Here is a 12,647-nt window from a genome sequence, read left to right on the forward strand (position 1 = left end):
CATCGCGCGCCGAAGAGCGTAGCACCCGTCAATCCGGAAGCTCAGGACGCGGTAAAACCCCGACGGCCCATCGGCGAGTCGCCGATGGGCCGGTGTGGCTGACACGTTGAAAGCCGAAGGGAATTTGTCAGCCGAGCGCCTCCGGGGTGAGCCCCGCGGCATCGGTATGGCCCGAGAGCGCCAGGGTCAGCTCGAACTCGGCCAGCAGGGCACGGATCACATGCTCCACCCCCGGCTGCCCGTCCAGCCCCAGCCCATAGGCGTACGGCCGCCCCAGCAGCACCGCACGCGCGCCGAGGGCGAGCGCCTTGAACACATCGTCTCCGGTGCGCACCCCGCTGTCGAAGAGCACCGCAAGCCGGTCGCCGACCGCCTCCACCACCCCCGGCAGCGCGTCGGCCGCCCCGATCGAACCGCCCACCTGGCGGCCGCCGTGGTTGGACACGACCACGCCGTCCATCCCCGCCTGTTCCGCGCGCCGGGCGTCATCGGGGTGCAGCACGCCCTTCAGCACGATCGGGCCGTCCCAGTGCTCCCGCAGGAACGCCAGGTCCTCCCAAGTCTTCCCGGGGTCGCCGAACATCTGCACGAAGTGCAGCACCGCGGCGTCCAGGTCCTCGTGGACCGGCTTGGCGAGCCCGGCCTGGAACGCCGGATCGGTGAAGTAGTTGGCGGTTCCCACTCCGCGCAGGAACGGCAGATACGCCTGGTCGAGATCGCGCGGCCGCCAGGCAAGCAGCGGAGTGTCGAGGGTCACCACCAGGGCCGTGAAGCCACAGGTCTTCGCCCGGCCCAGAAAGCTCCTGGTGACTTCGCGCTCCTTGCCCCAGTAGAGCTGGAACCACCGCTCACCGTCCCCCATCGCCTCCGCCACCCGCTCCATCGGCGTACTGGACGCGGAGGACAGGATGAACGGCACGCCCTGCGCCGCGGCGGCCCGCGCCGCCGCGCACTCGGCGTCCGGGTGCATGATCGACAGCACGCCGATCGGGGCGAGCGCGAGCGGTGCGGGCAGCCTGGTGCCGAACAGCTCGACCGACAGATTCCGCCGCCGTACGTCACGGAGCATCCGCGGCACGATCCGATGCCGGTCCAGCGCGGCCCGGTTGGCCCGCTCGGTACTGCCGTTGCCCGCGCTGCCCGCGACATAGCCCACCGGGCCGGGCCCCAGCCGGGCCTCGGCCACCTCCTCGAGCCGGGTCAGATCGGCGGGCAGCCGGGGAACGGCTCCGGTCATCCCGTTCAGATAGATCTCGTACTGAAATGCCGCCCAGTCCCTGCCGGGTTCCGGATCCGTGATGTCGCCACCGATCATGTGCGCCCCTTCACCTGTTCACTGCTGGTCAATTCCCATTGCTGGAAGGGAGTAGAGGACTCGTAGGATCGACCACCCGTCGATCGCGTTCAAGGGAGCGAACCGGAACGCGATGGAGACAGTGAGCCAGTTCCCGCATCGTGGCGCGGAAGGTCGACATCGGTACGGCGGCGGAGGCCGAGGCGCTGGTGTCGGATCCGGCGGACGCCGAGGGCAAGGTGCCGGCGGTGGCCCATGTGTTGAACCCGTCCGGACGTTCTGAACCGGACGCCGGACTGACCCGGGTACCGGACCATCAGCCCGTCAGCCGCCATCCGCCATCCGCTAGACGGGCAGCACGGAGGCCAGGAAGGGCTCCACGGCGCGGCGCCAGCCGTCGGGCTGGTCGTAGTGGACGAGATGGCCCGCGTCCACCACCTCCGCATACTGGCCGCGGGGCAGGACGCGGACCATCTCCTGCGCCTCCGCGCGGCCCAGCTCACCGTCCAGCCCGCGCACGACCAGGGTGGGGCACTCGACCAGCGCGAGCTCCTCCCAATGGGCGTCATGGACCCAGGTCTCACGGACCTTCAGCATCTGACGGCAGGAGAAGGCCGGACGCCAGCCGTCCGAACGCTCGGCCATGACCTCGGCGAAGAAGTCGCCCCGGGGCGGATTCGGCCGCTCCAGCGTCGGATCGTCCTCACCGAACCACTTGCGCACATCGGCGAGGGTCGCGAACGGCACCGGCCAGGAGCGGAACCATGCGGCCCATTCGCGCTGTGAGGCGGCGCCGAGGGCCGAGGCCCGCATATCGCAGATGACCAGCGCCCGGACCAGATCGGGGCGGCGGGCGGCGAGCTGCCAGGCGGTGAGGGCGCCCATGGCATGGCCGATCAGCGTCACGGGGGCGAGGCCGAGCTGCTCCACGGCCGCCTCGGCGTCGTCCACATAGGTGGAGCGGTCGAACGGCCCCTCGGCCGGCTTCTCGCTACGGCCATGGCCGCGCTGATCGAGGGCGACCGCCCGATGGCGGGTGGAGAGCCAGCGGGCCGTCTCCGCCCATTGGGCGGCGCGGCCCAGCAGCCCATGGAGCAACAGCACTCCGGGCCCCCGCGCTGCCTCGCGGCCGGCGCCTGCCTTGGGCGGATCGGTGAACTCCCAGGCGGCGAGCCGCACGCCGCCGGCCCCACTCACTTCGATGCGTCGCACCATGTGGTCTGGCACCTCCAGCCCTCTCCCGAACACCCTCACAGTATCGAACTCATATTCGAACACGCGCTATTGGCGTCCAACACCCCTCGTTCGAGTGACCGTGCGCAGGGATTGATCGTCTGTGCCCTGGGGAGACAGCTAGCGGGAGGCGGACTGCTTGGGGAAGGGAGTCCGCGGGGGACGACCCTGAGAGCTCGGGGCTCCGGGTCACCTGGGGCCCGGGTCGCACCGGCCGCGTTCGCGCGGTCCGTGCGAACCGGGGCCCAGCGGGGGGACATGGGGAAGCGGGGCCCCGGCACCTGACGGCACCGGGGCCCCCGCTGAAGAACACCCCCTGGGCAGCACAGCCCCTCGGGCCCACCTGAGCCCCCTCCCCTGACGGCCTGAGCGTCAGCGACAGCGTCGCACGCGGCGGCTCCGCCCGCTCGGTTTCTCCCGACTCCGGTTTCGGGAAAATCCGTCCTCGCAGGTCGTGACGGCCGAATCGTCTGAACCGGGTGTATAGGTCAGCGTGTCGGAGCGCGCGAGGTTGTGCGGTAGCGCGTTCGCGAGGCGTTGGGAAGCCGGGTCGGCGGCGGACGGATTCGAGGCGTCCGCGCGCCGGGGAGGCGACGCAGGGGGAGCGGGGTCAGGGGGTCGGGAATCGGGGCGAGGTCGGGAATCGGAGGATGATGATCAGGGCTCGGAGAACAGGAGCGCGGGGATCAAGGCTTGGAGATCACGGGTCGGGATCAGGCGGGGTCAGGTGAGATCAGGCGGGGGATCCGGAAGAGAGACGCCCACGCCGGGACCGCGTCAGCGCTTGGCCACGAAGACATGCGAGGCGATCTCCGCCTCCAGCTCCGCCGCCTCACCGCTGCTGCCGACCAGCACCCCGCCCGCCGACTCCGTGACGCTCACCACGGAGCCGGGCTGCACCCCGGCCCGCCGCAATGTGTACATCACCTGGGCGTCGGCCTGGATGGGCTCGCCGATGCGGCGCACCACCACCGTCTTGCCCTCCGAACCGGGCTCCAGCTCACGCAGGCTCACCATGGACTCGTCCAGGAACGGATCGGCCTCGGCCTTCTCGCCCAGCTCCTCCAGGCCCGGGATCGGGTTTCCGTACGGCGACTCGGTCGGATGGCGCAGCAGCTCCAGGACGCGCCGCTCCACCGCCTCGCTCATCACATGCTCCCAGCGGCACGCCTCGGCGTGGACCTGCTCCCACTCCAGCCCGATCACGTCCACGAGCAGGCACTCCGCGAGCCGGTGCTTGCGCATCACGCGCGTGGCCAGCCGGCGGCCCTCCTCGGTCAGCTCCAGATGGCGGTCGCCCGCGACCGTGACCAGACCATCGCGCTCCATCCGCGCCACCGTCTGGCTGACCGTCGGACCGCTCTGCTCGAGCCGCTCCGCGATACGGGCGCGCATGGGGACCACGCCCTCCTCCTCGAGCTCGAGGATGGTGCGGAGATACATCTCCGTGGTGTCGATCAGTCCGGACATGCGTGCCCCTCGAAGTGTCGTGCGGTGGCCCTGAAAGCAATTCTGACGCATCCCACCGACAACGGGGCCGAGTCGGCCCCTTCCGCCGCAAGGGATCGGGCTGCTATTGACAGCGTCATGATCGAAACCCCCCATAGGGAAGGCGACGCCTTGATGAGCGAGTCCAAGCCGGCCGGGCAATTCTTCGACGCGGCCATCGGCCTGCTGCGGCAGGTGCGGGACGAGGAGGCCGAGCATATCGCCGCGGCGGGCACCCTTATCGCCGATACGGTCGCCGCGGGCGGCCGCCTCTTCACCTTCGGCGCCGGGCACTCCTCCCTGCCCGCCCAGGACGTGGTCTACCGCGCGGGCGGACTCGCGCTGATGAATCTGCTGCCGGTGCCGGGGGTGGTGGGCGTGGACATCGTCCCCGCCACCCTCGGCAGCGCGCTCGAACGCGTCGACGGGCTCGCCACGACCGTCCTCGACAGCAGCCCGCTGCGGTCCGGGGACCTGCTGATCGTGATCTCGCTGTCCGGGCGCAACGCCCTGCCCGTGGAGATGGCGATGAGCGCCCGGGAGCGCGGCATCACGGTGATCGCGGTGACCTCGGTGGGCTACGCGACCGGCACCACCTCGCGCAACTCCTCCGGTGGCTTCCTCAAGGACCACTGCGATCTGGTCGTCGACAACAAGATCCCGATCGGCGACGCGGAGCTCACGGCGGACGGCATCGGCGCGCCCTTCGCGCCCGCCTCCACCGTCGTGACGAGCGCGATCATGCAGTCCATGGTGGCCGCCGGGGTCACGGAGCTCGCCGAACGCGGAATCGAGCCACCCATGCTGAGGTCGGGGAACGTGGACGGCGGGCACGAGTGGAACCGCAAGGTGATGACCGAGTACGGGGACCGGATCTTCTACCGCAGGTGACGGGCGGCTTCCGGTGAGGGGCCGCCGCCCGTGATCCGCACCGGGCGGCGGCCCTGTCGCGGACGCCGCGAGCGCGCGGCCGCCCCCGGTGTGGCCGTCCCCGGCATGACCAGTCCCGGGGCCCTTCCCGGTACGGCCGTTCCCGGTACGGCCAGTCCCGGTACGGCCAGTCCCCGGACCCTTCCCGGTGCGGTCCTTCCCGGTCCGGCCGTTCCCCGCCGCGGTTCCGTGCCGCCTCAGCACCGGCGTACGGCCAGGTCCACCGAGGCCGCGACCCGGGCCGCGACGTCCTCCGCGTACACCGCGTCCGTCCGGTCGAAGGCCCGGCGGCTCGAGGTGCGCAGGAAGGTGACCACGCCGAGGGTGCGGCCGCGGCTGCGCAGCACCGCGCACAGGCCGTGCACCGCGCCCTCCGGCCATTTGCGGGCGGCCGCCCACTGGACCGCCGCCTGCTCGTCCGAGCGTCTGGTGCTCGCCCGTACCGAACCGCAGCGCTCGACCGCCTGGAGCGCCGGATGGCCCTCCGGGTAGGCGAGCGGGATGCCGCCCGGGACGACGGGCGGACAGGGGCCGGGGGTGCCGGTGGGCGTGGCCGCCGCCCGGACGAGGCGGATCCGGTCCGCCGGGGCGCCCGGCGGCGGGTCCAGGACCAGGTCGATCAGGGCGTGGTCGGCGAAGCCCGCCAGCGCGAAGTCCAGGTGGACCGAGGCCGCCTCCATGGGGTCCTCGCATTCGGCCGCCGCCCGCGCCGCCCGGTGCAGCTGATTGCCCCGGAAGCGCATCCGGGCGCTCTCCTGCTCCTGGCCCTTCACCTCCGTCGCGTCCTGGAAGATCCAGGCCACCCCGAGCGGCGCTGGCTCCTCGGTGAGCGGTGAGGCCAGCCGGAGGAAGCCGCTGCGCCAGCAGCGGCGCCGCGCCGCCGCGCCGGTCTCGCCGCGGTCGGCGCCCTCGCCGCGGACCGCCTCGTCGTCGTCGAGCAGTTCGTAGCGCACGCCCTCCACACCCTCGAAGCCGTCGGCCGCGTCCGCCCGGTCGGCGTCCCGCACCGTCACCCACAGCTCGGTGGGCGCCGGGGGCACGCCCTCGGCCAGGACGTGCTGCAACGCGGCCTCCGCCTCCTCGACGCCCTGGTCCAGGAAGTCGCCCAGCGGCCGGCCGGGCGCGGCCCTGCGGGTCGTGCGCAGCGCGCCCGCCGCGCTGGTATTGGCGACGGCCACCCGCAGATCCGCGTCGACCAGGACCACGTTCCACGACGCGTCCGCCAGCAGCGCCTCGCTCAGCGCGATCGACCGTTCCAGGTCGACCTGCGCGTGCACCTCGCTGAAGGCGCAGTACACCCCGGCCGGGCGGCCGTCCACGCCCGGCACCCGTGAGGACTGCGTACGGACCAGGACCCGGCCGCCGTCCTTGGTCAGCAGCGCGAACTCGTGCACCCGGCGTCCTGTGGCGCCCATGGCCTCCGTAAGGCGCTCCTCGACGTCCCGCGCGTCCCCCGGCCGGGCCGCCCAGCCGCCCAGCCCCTTGCGGCCGACCGCCTCCGCCGCCGTCCAGCCGAGGATGCGCTCGGCCTCGTGGTTCCAGTGGGTGACCGTGCCGTCGGCGTCGAACGCGCACAGGGCGGCGTCCATCCCGTCGAGCAGCGCGGCGAGCAGTTCGGAGTCGGGCCGCTCGGGTCCGTCCGGGCGGTCGGGGCGGCCGGAGGCCGATGGGGCCGCGCCCGGCTGGCCCGGGACTCCCCGCGAGGACTGGGCGGAAGGCGCCGGCTGTGCGGATTCGGACCGTTGTGAAGCGCTCACCTGACACCCCTTGCTGGACGTGGCTGTCTGTGGTGGGGCACGTCGGACATTGAACTCGAACGTGACACGCGCCACACCGCATTCGTCGAAATCGTTGCCTCACGGAAATTCGCTTGTGTGTGGCACGAGGGGGTTCTTAGGCTGTGCGGTACACGAGAAGGGAGGTGGTTCGGCAGATGTATGAAATCCGGACGCGTGAGGTGACTGCGGGCTAGTCGTCCGTCGTCGCGCTCAGCGCATTCGCCGGACAGGCGCACGAGACATGTGCGTGGCCGGCCAATCCCAAGCAGTCACCCGACCCGCGGGTCGCCGGTACGTCCGACCGGCCCCCTTCCGCCTCAGGGCGTCAGGGGAGAGACCCGCGGGTCGTCTGCTTTTCCGGGGGCTCTCAGGGCTCTTGAGGTTCTCAGGGCTCTTGCGGTCTCTTCAGGGCCTTACGGGCGCCAGTGTTCCCGGCGCCCGCACGCCCCGGTGCCGCCCTTACGGGTACAGCCGCTCCACCCGCCAGCCCGCGCCCTCCTGATCGGGCAGCCGGACGTACCGCAGCCGGTCGTGCAGCCGGTTCTCCCGGCCCTGCCAGAACTCCACCGCCTCCGGCACCACCCGGAACCCGCCCCACTCCGGCGGCACCGGCACCTGCTCCCCCGGCGGATAGCGGTCCGCCAGCTCCCCGTACGAGCGGTCCAGCTCCTCCCGCGAGCCCACCACCGAGGACTGCGAGCTCGCCCACGCGCCCAGCTGTGAGCCGTGCGGCCGGGTGCGGAAGTACGCCGCAGTCTCGTCCCGTCCGGTGCGCCGGGCGATGCCCGTCACGATCACCTGCCGGGCGATGGGATGCCAGGGGAAGAGCAGCGCGATATGCGGGTTCTCGCCCAGCTCACGGCCCTTACGGGAGCCGTAGTTGGTGTAGAAGACGAAGCCGCGCTCGTCGAAGCTCTTCATCAGGACGGTGCGGGAGCTGGGGCGGCCCGCCGCGTCGGCAGTCGAGACGACCATGGCGTTCGGTTCGAAGAGACCGCTGCCGACCGCGTCCTCGAACCACCGGGTGAACTGCCGGAACGGATCACCCGCGAGATCCGCCTCGTCGAAGCCGGCCGCGCGGTAGTGCTCGCGCATGGCGGCCGGGTCGTACGTACGCGCGAAGGAAGCCGAGGGCTCCGAGTCAACGTGAGGCACGGGCATATCTTGCAACATCATCGGTCCGTCGCACGGGCGGCCCCGGAAGAGTGATCTCCATCCCCCGCCCCGGCACCCGGTAACCCTTCCCCGACGCGTGCGGGATGTGCCACTTCTCACGCTTCCCCGTGGGCAGCGCACCGACCAGACTGAGGCGGACCACGCGCCCGTGGGCGCCTGGCAGGCACCACCCCCCCGTGTCCCGGAGGTCACTCCCCGCCGCGGTTGGGTGACCACCACCCGCACGGGGCACATCACGGAGTGACCGGTACGGACCGCGAGCCGTGTCAGGCGGCCGCGGAACCGTTCCGGCACCGTCCGCCGCCGACCGCCGTCCCGCAATGAGGAGCCGCCTGATGTCCGACTTCGTACCCGGACTCGAAGGAGTCGTCGCGTTCGAGACGGAGATCGCCGAACCCGACAAGGAAGGCGGCGCGCTCCGCTACCGAGGTGTGGACATCGAGGACCTGGTGGGTCATGTCTCCTTCGGGAACGTCTGGGGTCTGCTGGTCGACGGCGCCTTCAACCCTGGGCTTCCGGCCGCCGAGCCCTTCCCCATCCCGGTCCACTCCGGGGACGTCCGGGTCGATGTGCAGTCCGCGCTGGCCATGCTCGCACCCGTCTGGGGTCTCAAACCGCTGCTGGACATCGACGCGGAGCAGGCCCGTGAGGACCTGGCGCGCGCGGCCGTGATGGCCCTGTCCTATGTCGCCCAGTCGGCCCGCGGCCAGGGGAAGCCGATGGTGCCGCAGCGGGAGATCGACAAGGCCGGGACCATCGTGGAGCGCTTCATGCGGCGCTGGCGCGGTGAACCGGACCCCAAGCATGTCGCCGCCGTCGACGCCTACTGGACCTCCGCGGCCGAGCACGGGATGAACGCCTCCACCTTCACCGCCCGCGTCATCGCCTCCACCGGCGCCGATGTCGCCGCCGCGCTCTCCGGCGCGGTGGGCGCCATGTCGGGGCCGCTGCACGGCGGCGCGCCCTCCCGGGTGCTCGGCATGATCGAGGAGATCGAGCGCACCGGGGACGCCACCCGCTACGTCAAGCAGGCGCTCGACCGGGGCGAGCGGCTGATGGGCTTCGGCCACCGCGTCTACCGCGCGGAGGACCCGCGGGCGCGGGTGCTGCGGCGCACCGCCAAGGAGCTGGGCGCACCGCGCTTCGAGGTCGCCGAGGCGCTGGAGCGCGCCGCCCTGGACGAACTGCACAGCCGCAGGCCGGACCGGGTGCTGGCGACGAACGTGGAGTTCTGGGCGGCCATCGTGCTGGACTTCGCCGAGGTCCCGGCGCCCATGTTCACCTCGATGTTCACCTGCGCCCGTACGGCGGGCTGGAGCGCGCACATCCTGGAGCAGAAGCGGACCGGCCGGCTGGTGCGGCCTTCGGCCCGGTACATCGGCCCCGGCGCGCGCAGCCCGCACGACATCGACGGCTACGGGAGCACCGCCTCGCGGTAGCTCAGGAGACGGCCCGGGAGGGGTGGCCGGGGTCCTGGGCGGCCAGGATCCCCTCCAGGATCCCCGCCCACTGGGCCACCACCCGCTCCCGGCGATGGCCGTCGTCCGTCAGCAGATTGGCCAGGCCCAGGCCGCGGCCCATGTCGAGCAGGCCCTGGACGGCCTCCCGGACGCCGGGCACCGACTCGTCGGCGCCCAGCAGCTCCACCGCCATCCGGTGCGTCTCCCGGCCGATCTTCGCCTCCAGGGCGGCCACCCGGGCGCCCAGCTGCTCCTCGTACGAGGCCGCCACCCACAGCTGGAGGGCGGCCCGGAAGAGCGGGCCGGTGTAGAGGGCGATCAGCGCCTCGACCACCACGCGGACGCGGCCCTCCCCGCGCGGGGCGGAGAGGGCGCGCAGCTCCGCCGAGCGCTCCTCCGCGACGTGCTCGACGGCGGCCGTGAAGAGGTCCTCGCGAGTCGGGAAGTGGTGCTGGGCCGCGCCCCGCGACACCCCGGCCCGCTCGGCGACCACCGCGACCGTGGAACCGCTCCAGCCGCGCTCGGCGAGGCAGGCCACGGCGGCCTCCAGCAGCCGCCTGCGGGTCGCGCGGCTGCGGTCCTGCTTGGGGTCGCGCAGCGCGGTACGGGGGGTCATCGGGACGCCCCCGCGGCGCCCGTGTCCCCGGCGGCCGTCGTCTCCGGTGCCGTCCCCGCGGACGGTCCCGCCCCGGCGTCCGCCGCCTCCCGTATCCACACCGGCTCCCGCCGTTCCAGGAACGCCGTCATGCCCTCGCGGGCCTCCTCGGAGGCGAAGAGGCGGGCCGACAGCGCGGCCAGCGGTTCGCCGTCCCGGTCGAAGGCGCCCAGCACATCGGCGGTCACCAGCCGCTTGGACTCGGCCAGGCCCTGCGGGGAGCCCCGGCGCAGCCCGTCGAGGACGGGCGCCAGCGCCTCGTCCGCGTCGCCCTCCGGGTCCGCGATCGTCACCAGCCCTATCCGGGCCGCCTCGGCGGCGTCGAACCGCTCACCCGTCAGGTAGTAGCGGGCCGCCGCGCGCCGGTCCAGCCGGGGCAGCAGCGGTATCGAGATGACGGCCGGGGCGAGGCCGAGCCGCGCCTCGGTGAAGGCGAAGCTGGCGCCGCGCCCGGCCGCCGAGATGTCACAGGCTCCGAGCAGCCCGAGCCCACCGGCCCGCACATGCCCGGTGACCCGGGCGACCACCGGCTTGGGCAGCTCCACGATCGACCGCAACAGCGCCACCAGGCCGGACGTCCCCGAAGCCGAGGGCGGTTCGCTCAGGTCCGCGCCCGCGCAGAAGGTGGTGCCGGTGTGCGTGAGCAGCACCGCCCGGACGCGGTCGTCCCGCCCGGCCGCCGCCAGCGCCTCGCGCAACTCGGCGACCAGGCGCGCCGAGAGGGCGTTGCGGTTGTGCGGCGAGTCCAGGGTGAGGGTGGCGATACCGCGCGCGAAGGTGGCCCGTACGAGCGGCAGAGGTGCGCGGAACGTGGGGTGCCCCTCGGTCGCGGGATCCCCGGTCGGCAGCCTCCCGGCGGAGCCTCCGCTCAGCGACCCCCCGGCGGTGGGCCCCCCGGTCGCGGAATCTCCGGTCGCCGGGACATCGGTCTTACGGCCATCGGTCAGCGGGCAGTCTGTCGTGGGACCGTCTGTCGTGGGGCCGTCGGTCATGGGGCCGTCGGTCATGGGGCCGTCGGTCATGGGGCGGTCGAGCTCCTTTCCCTGGCGCGCAGTTCACGCCTGAGGATCTTGCCGGTGGCCGAGCGCGGCACGGCGTCCGTGAACTCCACACGCCGCACCTTCTTGTACGGGGCCACCTGCCCGGCAACGTACGCGATGAGGTCGTCCGCCGAGACCCGGGCCCCGGGCCTGGGCACCACATACGCCTTGGGGATCTCATTGCCCGCCCCGTCCGTCACCCCGATCACGGCGGCGTCGGCGACGGCCTCATGGGCGAGCAGTACGGCCTCCAGATCGGCCGGGGCGACCTGATAGCCCTTGTACTTGATGAGCTCCTTCACCCGGTCCACCACATACAGCCAGCCGTCCGCGTCCACATGCCCGACATCGCCGGTGTGCAGCCAGCCCTCGGCGTCGATCAGCGCGTCGGTGTCCTCGGGGCGGCCCAGGTAGCCCTTCATCACCTGCGGTCCGCGGATGACGATCTCGCCGTCCTCGCCCACGGCCAGGTCCTCGCCGGTCTCCGGGTCCACGATGCGCATCTCGGTGCTCGGGAGGAGCTTTCCGACGGTCCCCGGCGGTGCGTTCTTCGCGTCGCGCGGCACCAGATGGCAGCCCGGTGACAGCTCCGTCATCCCGAACGCCTGGAGCAGCGGCGGTACGCCGAGCCGCCGGGCGCACGCCTCCGCGAGCCGGGCGTCCAGCGGGGCCGCGGCGCTCAGCACGTACCGCACCGACGACAGGTCATGGCCGTCCACCGCCGGGTGCTTGGCCAGCGCGAGCACGATCGGCGGGGCCACATAGAGCGCCTGGGCGCGGTGCTTCTCGATCGCGGCGAGGAAGGTGTCGAGTTCGAAGCGGGGCAGCACGATCACCGTGCCGCCGTTGCGGAGGGGTGCGTTCATGAGCGCCGTAAGGCCGTAGCTGTGGAAGAACGGCAGGACGGCCAGCACCCGCTCCCCCGGCCGGCTGGGCACCAGCGTCTCCACCTGCGCGAGGTTGGTGGCCACGCTGCGGTGGGTGAGCATCACGCCCTTGGGGGTGCCGGTGGTGCCGGAGGAGTACGGCAGCACCGCGATGTCCTCGGCCGGGTCGATCTCCACCACCGGCTCGGGCGCGGTGCTCCCCAGCATGGAGCGCAGCGAGCGATGGCCGCTCGCCTCGTCGCAGACGAAGATCTCCCGTATCCCGCCCGCCCGTTCGGCCGCCTGCCGGGCCACGCCCAGCAGCGCCGAGACGGTGATGACCCACGACGCGGCCGCGTCCCGCAGCTGCTTGGCGAACTCCTCCGGCGTCGCCAGCGGATGCACCGTGGTGACCGCGGCCCCGGTGCGGGTGGCGCCGTAGAACGCCGGCGGGTACATGATCGAGTTGGGGCTGTGCAGGGCCACCACATCGCCCTTGCGCACCCCCGCCTCGGCCAGCGCGGCCCCGATCCGGCGCGAGGCGCGGTCCAGCTCGGCATAGCTCAGGGCCGCCCCGGTCACGCCGTCCACCAGCGCGGCCAGATCGCCGAACTCCTCGGCCGCGCGGGCCAGTACGGCGTCGTGGATGGGCAGATCGACGGGCGGGACATCGGGATACTCGCTGCGCAGCACCATGGCCGTTCCCCTCAGCTCGATGGACCTACCT

General features: G+C 72.6%; 10 protein-coding genes. 2 read left to right on the forward strand and 8 right to left on the reverse strand.

The features are described from left to right. Window positions 1–127: 127 nt before the first annotated feature. The 3 genes from NQU54_RS09900 to NQU54_RS09910 all read right to left on the reverse strand — a co-directional run bounded on the left by NQU54_RS09900 (window position 128) and on the right by NQU54_RS09910 (window position 3,997). Complete coding sequence (locus NQU54_RS09900) at window positions 128–1,315, reverse strand: lactate 2-monooxygenase (RefSeq protein ID WP_257630725.1); 1,188 nt, start codon at window positions 1,313–1,315, stop codon at window positions 128–130. A gap of 324 nt (window positions 1,316–1,639) precedes the next feature. Continuing rightward, window positions 1,640–2,509 carry an alpha/beta fold hydrolase gene (locus NQU54_RS09905; RefSeq protein ID WP_257630726.1) on the reverse strand — a complete coding sequence of 290 codons (870 nt, stop codon included), beginning with the start codon at window positions 2,507–2,509 and terminating at the stop codon, window positions 1,640–1,642. Between the two features lie 795 nt (window positions 2,510–3,304). Next, window positions 3,305–3,997, reverse strand: a complete 693-nt coding sequence (locus tag NQU54_RS09910; protein ID WP_037958355.1) for an iron-dependent transcriptional repressor DtxR — start codon at window positions 3,995–3,997, stop codon at window positions 3,305–3,307. A 153-nt stretch (window positions 3,998–4,150) separates the two neighbouring features. On the opposite strand from NQU54_RS09910, the gene NQU54_RS09915 reads away from it, so the two are divergent. Further along, on the forward strand, window positions 4,151–4,906 hold the full coding sequence (locus tag NQU54_RS09915) for an SIS domain-containing protein (RefSeq protein ID WP_069870533.1): 756 nt from the start codon (window positions 4,151–4,153) through the stop codon (window positions 4,904–4,906). Window positions 4,907–5,142: 236 nt separating this feature from the next. Here NQU54_RS09915 and NQU54_RS09920 read toward each other — a convergent pair whose 3' ends face one another. Together NQU54_RS09920 and pdxH are read right to left on the reverse strand one after the other, a co-directional pair. Continuing rightward, complete coding sequence (locus NQU54_RS09920) at window positions 5,143–6,702, reverse strand: PAS domain-containing protein (RefSeq protein WP_257630727.1); 1,560 nt, start codon at window positions 6,700–6,702, stop codon at window positions 5,143–5,145. A gap of 480 nt (window positions 6,703–7,182) precedes the next feature. Then, window positions 7,183–7,884 (reverse strand): pyridoxamine 5'-phosphate oxidase, encoded by a 702-nt coding sequence (gene pdxH, locus NQU54_RS09925; protein ID WP_257630728.1) that lies wholly within the window; start codon window positions 7,882–7,884, stop codon window positions 7,183–7,185. Between the two features lie 350 nt (window positions 7,885–8,234). Between pdxH and NQU54_RS09930 the strand changes: the two genes are divergently transcribed. After that, window positions 8,235–9,338 carry a citrate synthase 2 gene (locus NQU54_RS09930; protein WP_079258021.1) on the forward strand — a complete coding sequence of 368 codons (1,104 nt, stop codon included), beginning with the start codon at window positions 8,235–8,237 and terminating at the stop codon, window positions 9,336–9,338. A gap of 1 nt (window position 9,339) precedes the next feature. Here the strand turns inward: NQU54_RS09930 and NQU54_RS09935 are convergent, their stop codons facing one another. The 3 genes from NQU54_RS09935 to NQU54_RS09945 form a co-directional block, all read right to left on the reverse strand. Beyond that, window positions 9,340–9,975, reverse strand: a complete 636-nt coding sequence (locus tag NQU54_RS09935; RefSeq protein ID WP_257630729.1) for a TetR/AcrR family transcriptional regulator — start codon at window positions 9,973–9,975, stop codon at window positions 9,340–9,342. Continuing rightward, window positions 9,972–10,811: an enoyl-CoA hydratase family protein gene (locus NQU54_RS09940; RefSeq protein ID WP_257630761.1), complete on the reverse strand. Its 840-nt coding sequence runs from the start codon at window positions 10,809–10,811 to the stop codon at window positions 9,972–9,974. The genes NQU54_RS09935 and NQU54_RS09940 overlap by 4 nt, the downstream gene beginning before the upstream one ends. 221 nt (window positions 10,812–11,032) lie before the next feature. Next, complete coding sequence (locus tag NQU54_RS09945; RefSeq protein WP_257630730.1) at window positions 11,033–12,616, reverse strand: 4-coumarate--CoA ligase family protein; 1,584 nt, start codon at window positions 12,614–12,616, stop codon at window positions 11,033–11,035. Window positions 12,617–12,647: the final 31 nt, after the last annotated feature.

It is taken from the genome of Streptomyces malaysiensis subsp. samsunensis, assembly GCF_024519315.1.
GTDB classification, from domain to species: Bacteria; Actinomycetota; Actinomycetes; order Streptomycetales; family Streptomycetaceae; genus Streptomyces; species Streptomyces malaysiensis.

Coding starts and splice junctions, on each gene's coding strand:
- NQU54_RS09945 (WP_257630730.1), bottom strand. CDS start 12,616: ATGGTGCTGCGCAGCGAGTATCCCGATGTCCCGCCCGTCGATCTGCCC.
- NQU54_RS09900 (WP_257630725.1), bottom strand. CDS start 1,315: ATGATCGGTGGCGACATCACGGATCCGGAACCCGGCAGGGACTGGGCG.
- NQU54_RS09930 (WP_079258021.1), top strand. CDS start 8,235: ATGTCCGACTTCGTACCCGGACTCGAAGGAGTCGTCGCGTTCGAGACG.
- NQU54_RS09910 (WP_037958355.1), bottom strand. CDS start 3,997: ATGTCCGGACTGATCGACACCACGGAGATGTATCTCCGCACCATCCTC.
- NQU54_RS09935 (WP_257630729.1), bottom strand. CDS start 9,975: ATGACCCCCCGTACCGCGCTGCGCGACCCCAAGCAGGACCGCAGCCGC.
- NQU54_RS09905 (WP_257630726.1), bottom strand. CDS start 2,509: ATGGTGCGACGCATCGAAGTGAGTGGGGCCGGCGGCGTGCGGCTCGCC.
- pdxH (WP_257630728.1), bottom strand. CDS start 7,884: ATGCCCGTGCCTCACGTTGACTCGGAGCCCTCGGCTTCCTTCGCGCGT.
- NQU54_RS09915 (WP_069870533.1), top strand. CDS start 4,151: ATGAGCGAGTCCAAGCCGGCCGGGCAATTCTTCGACGCGGCCATCGGC.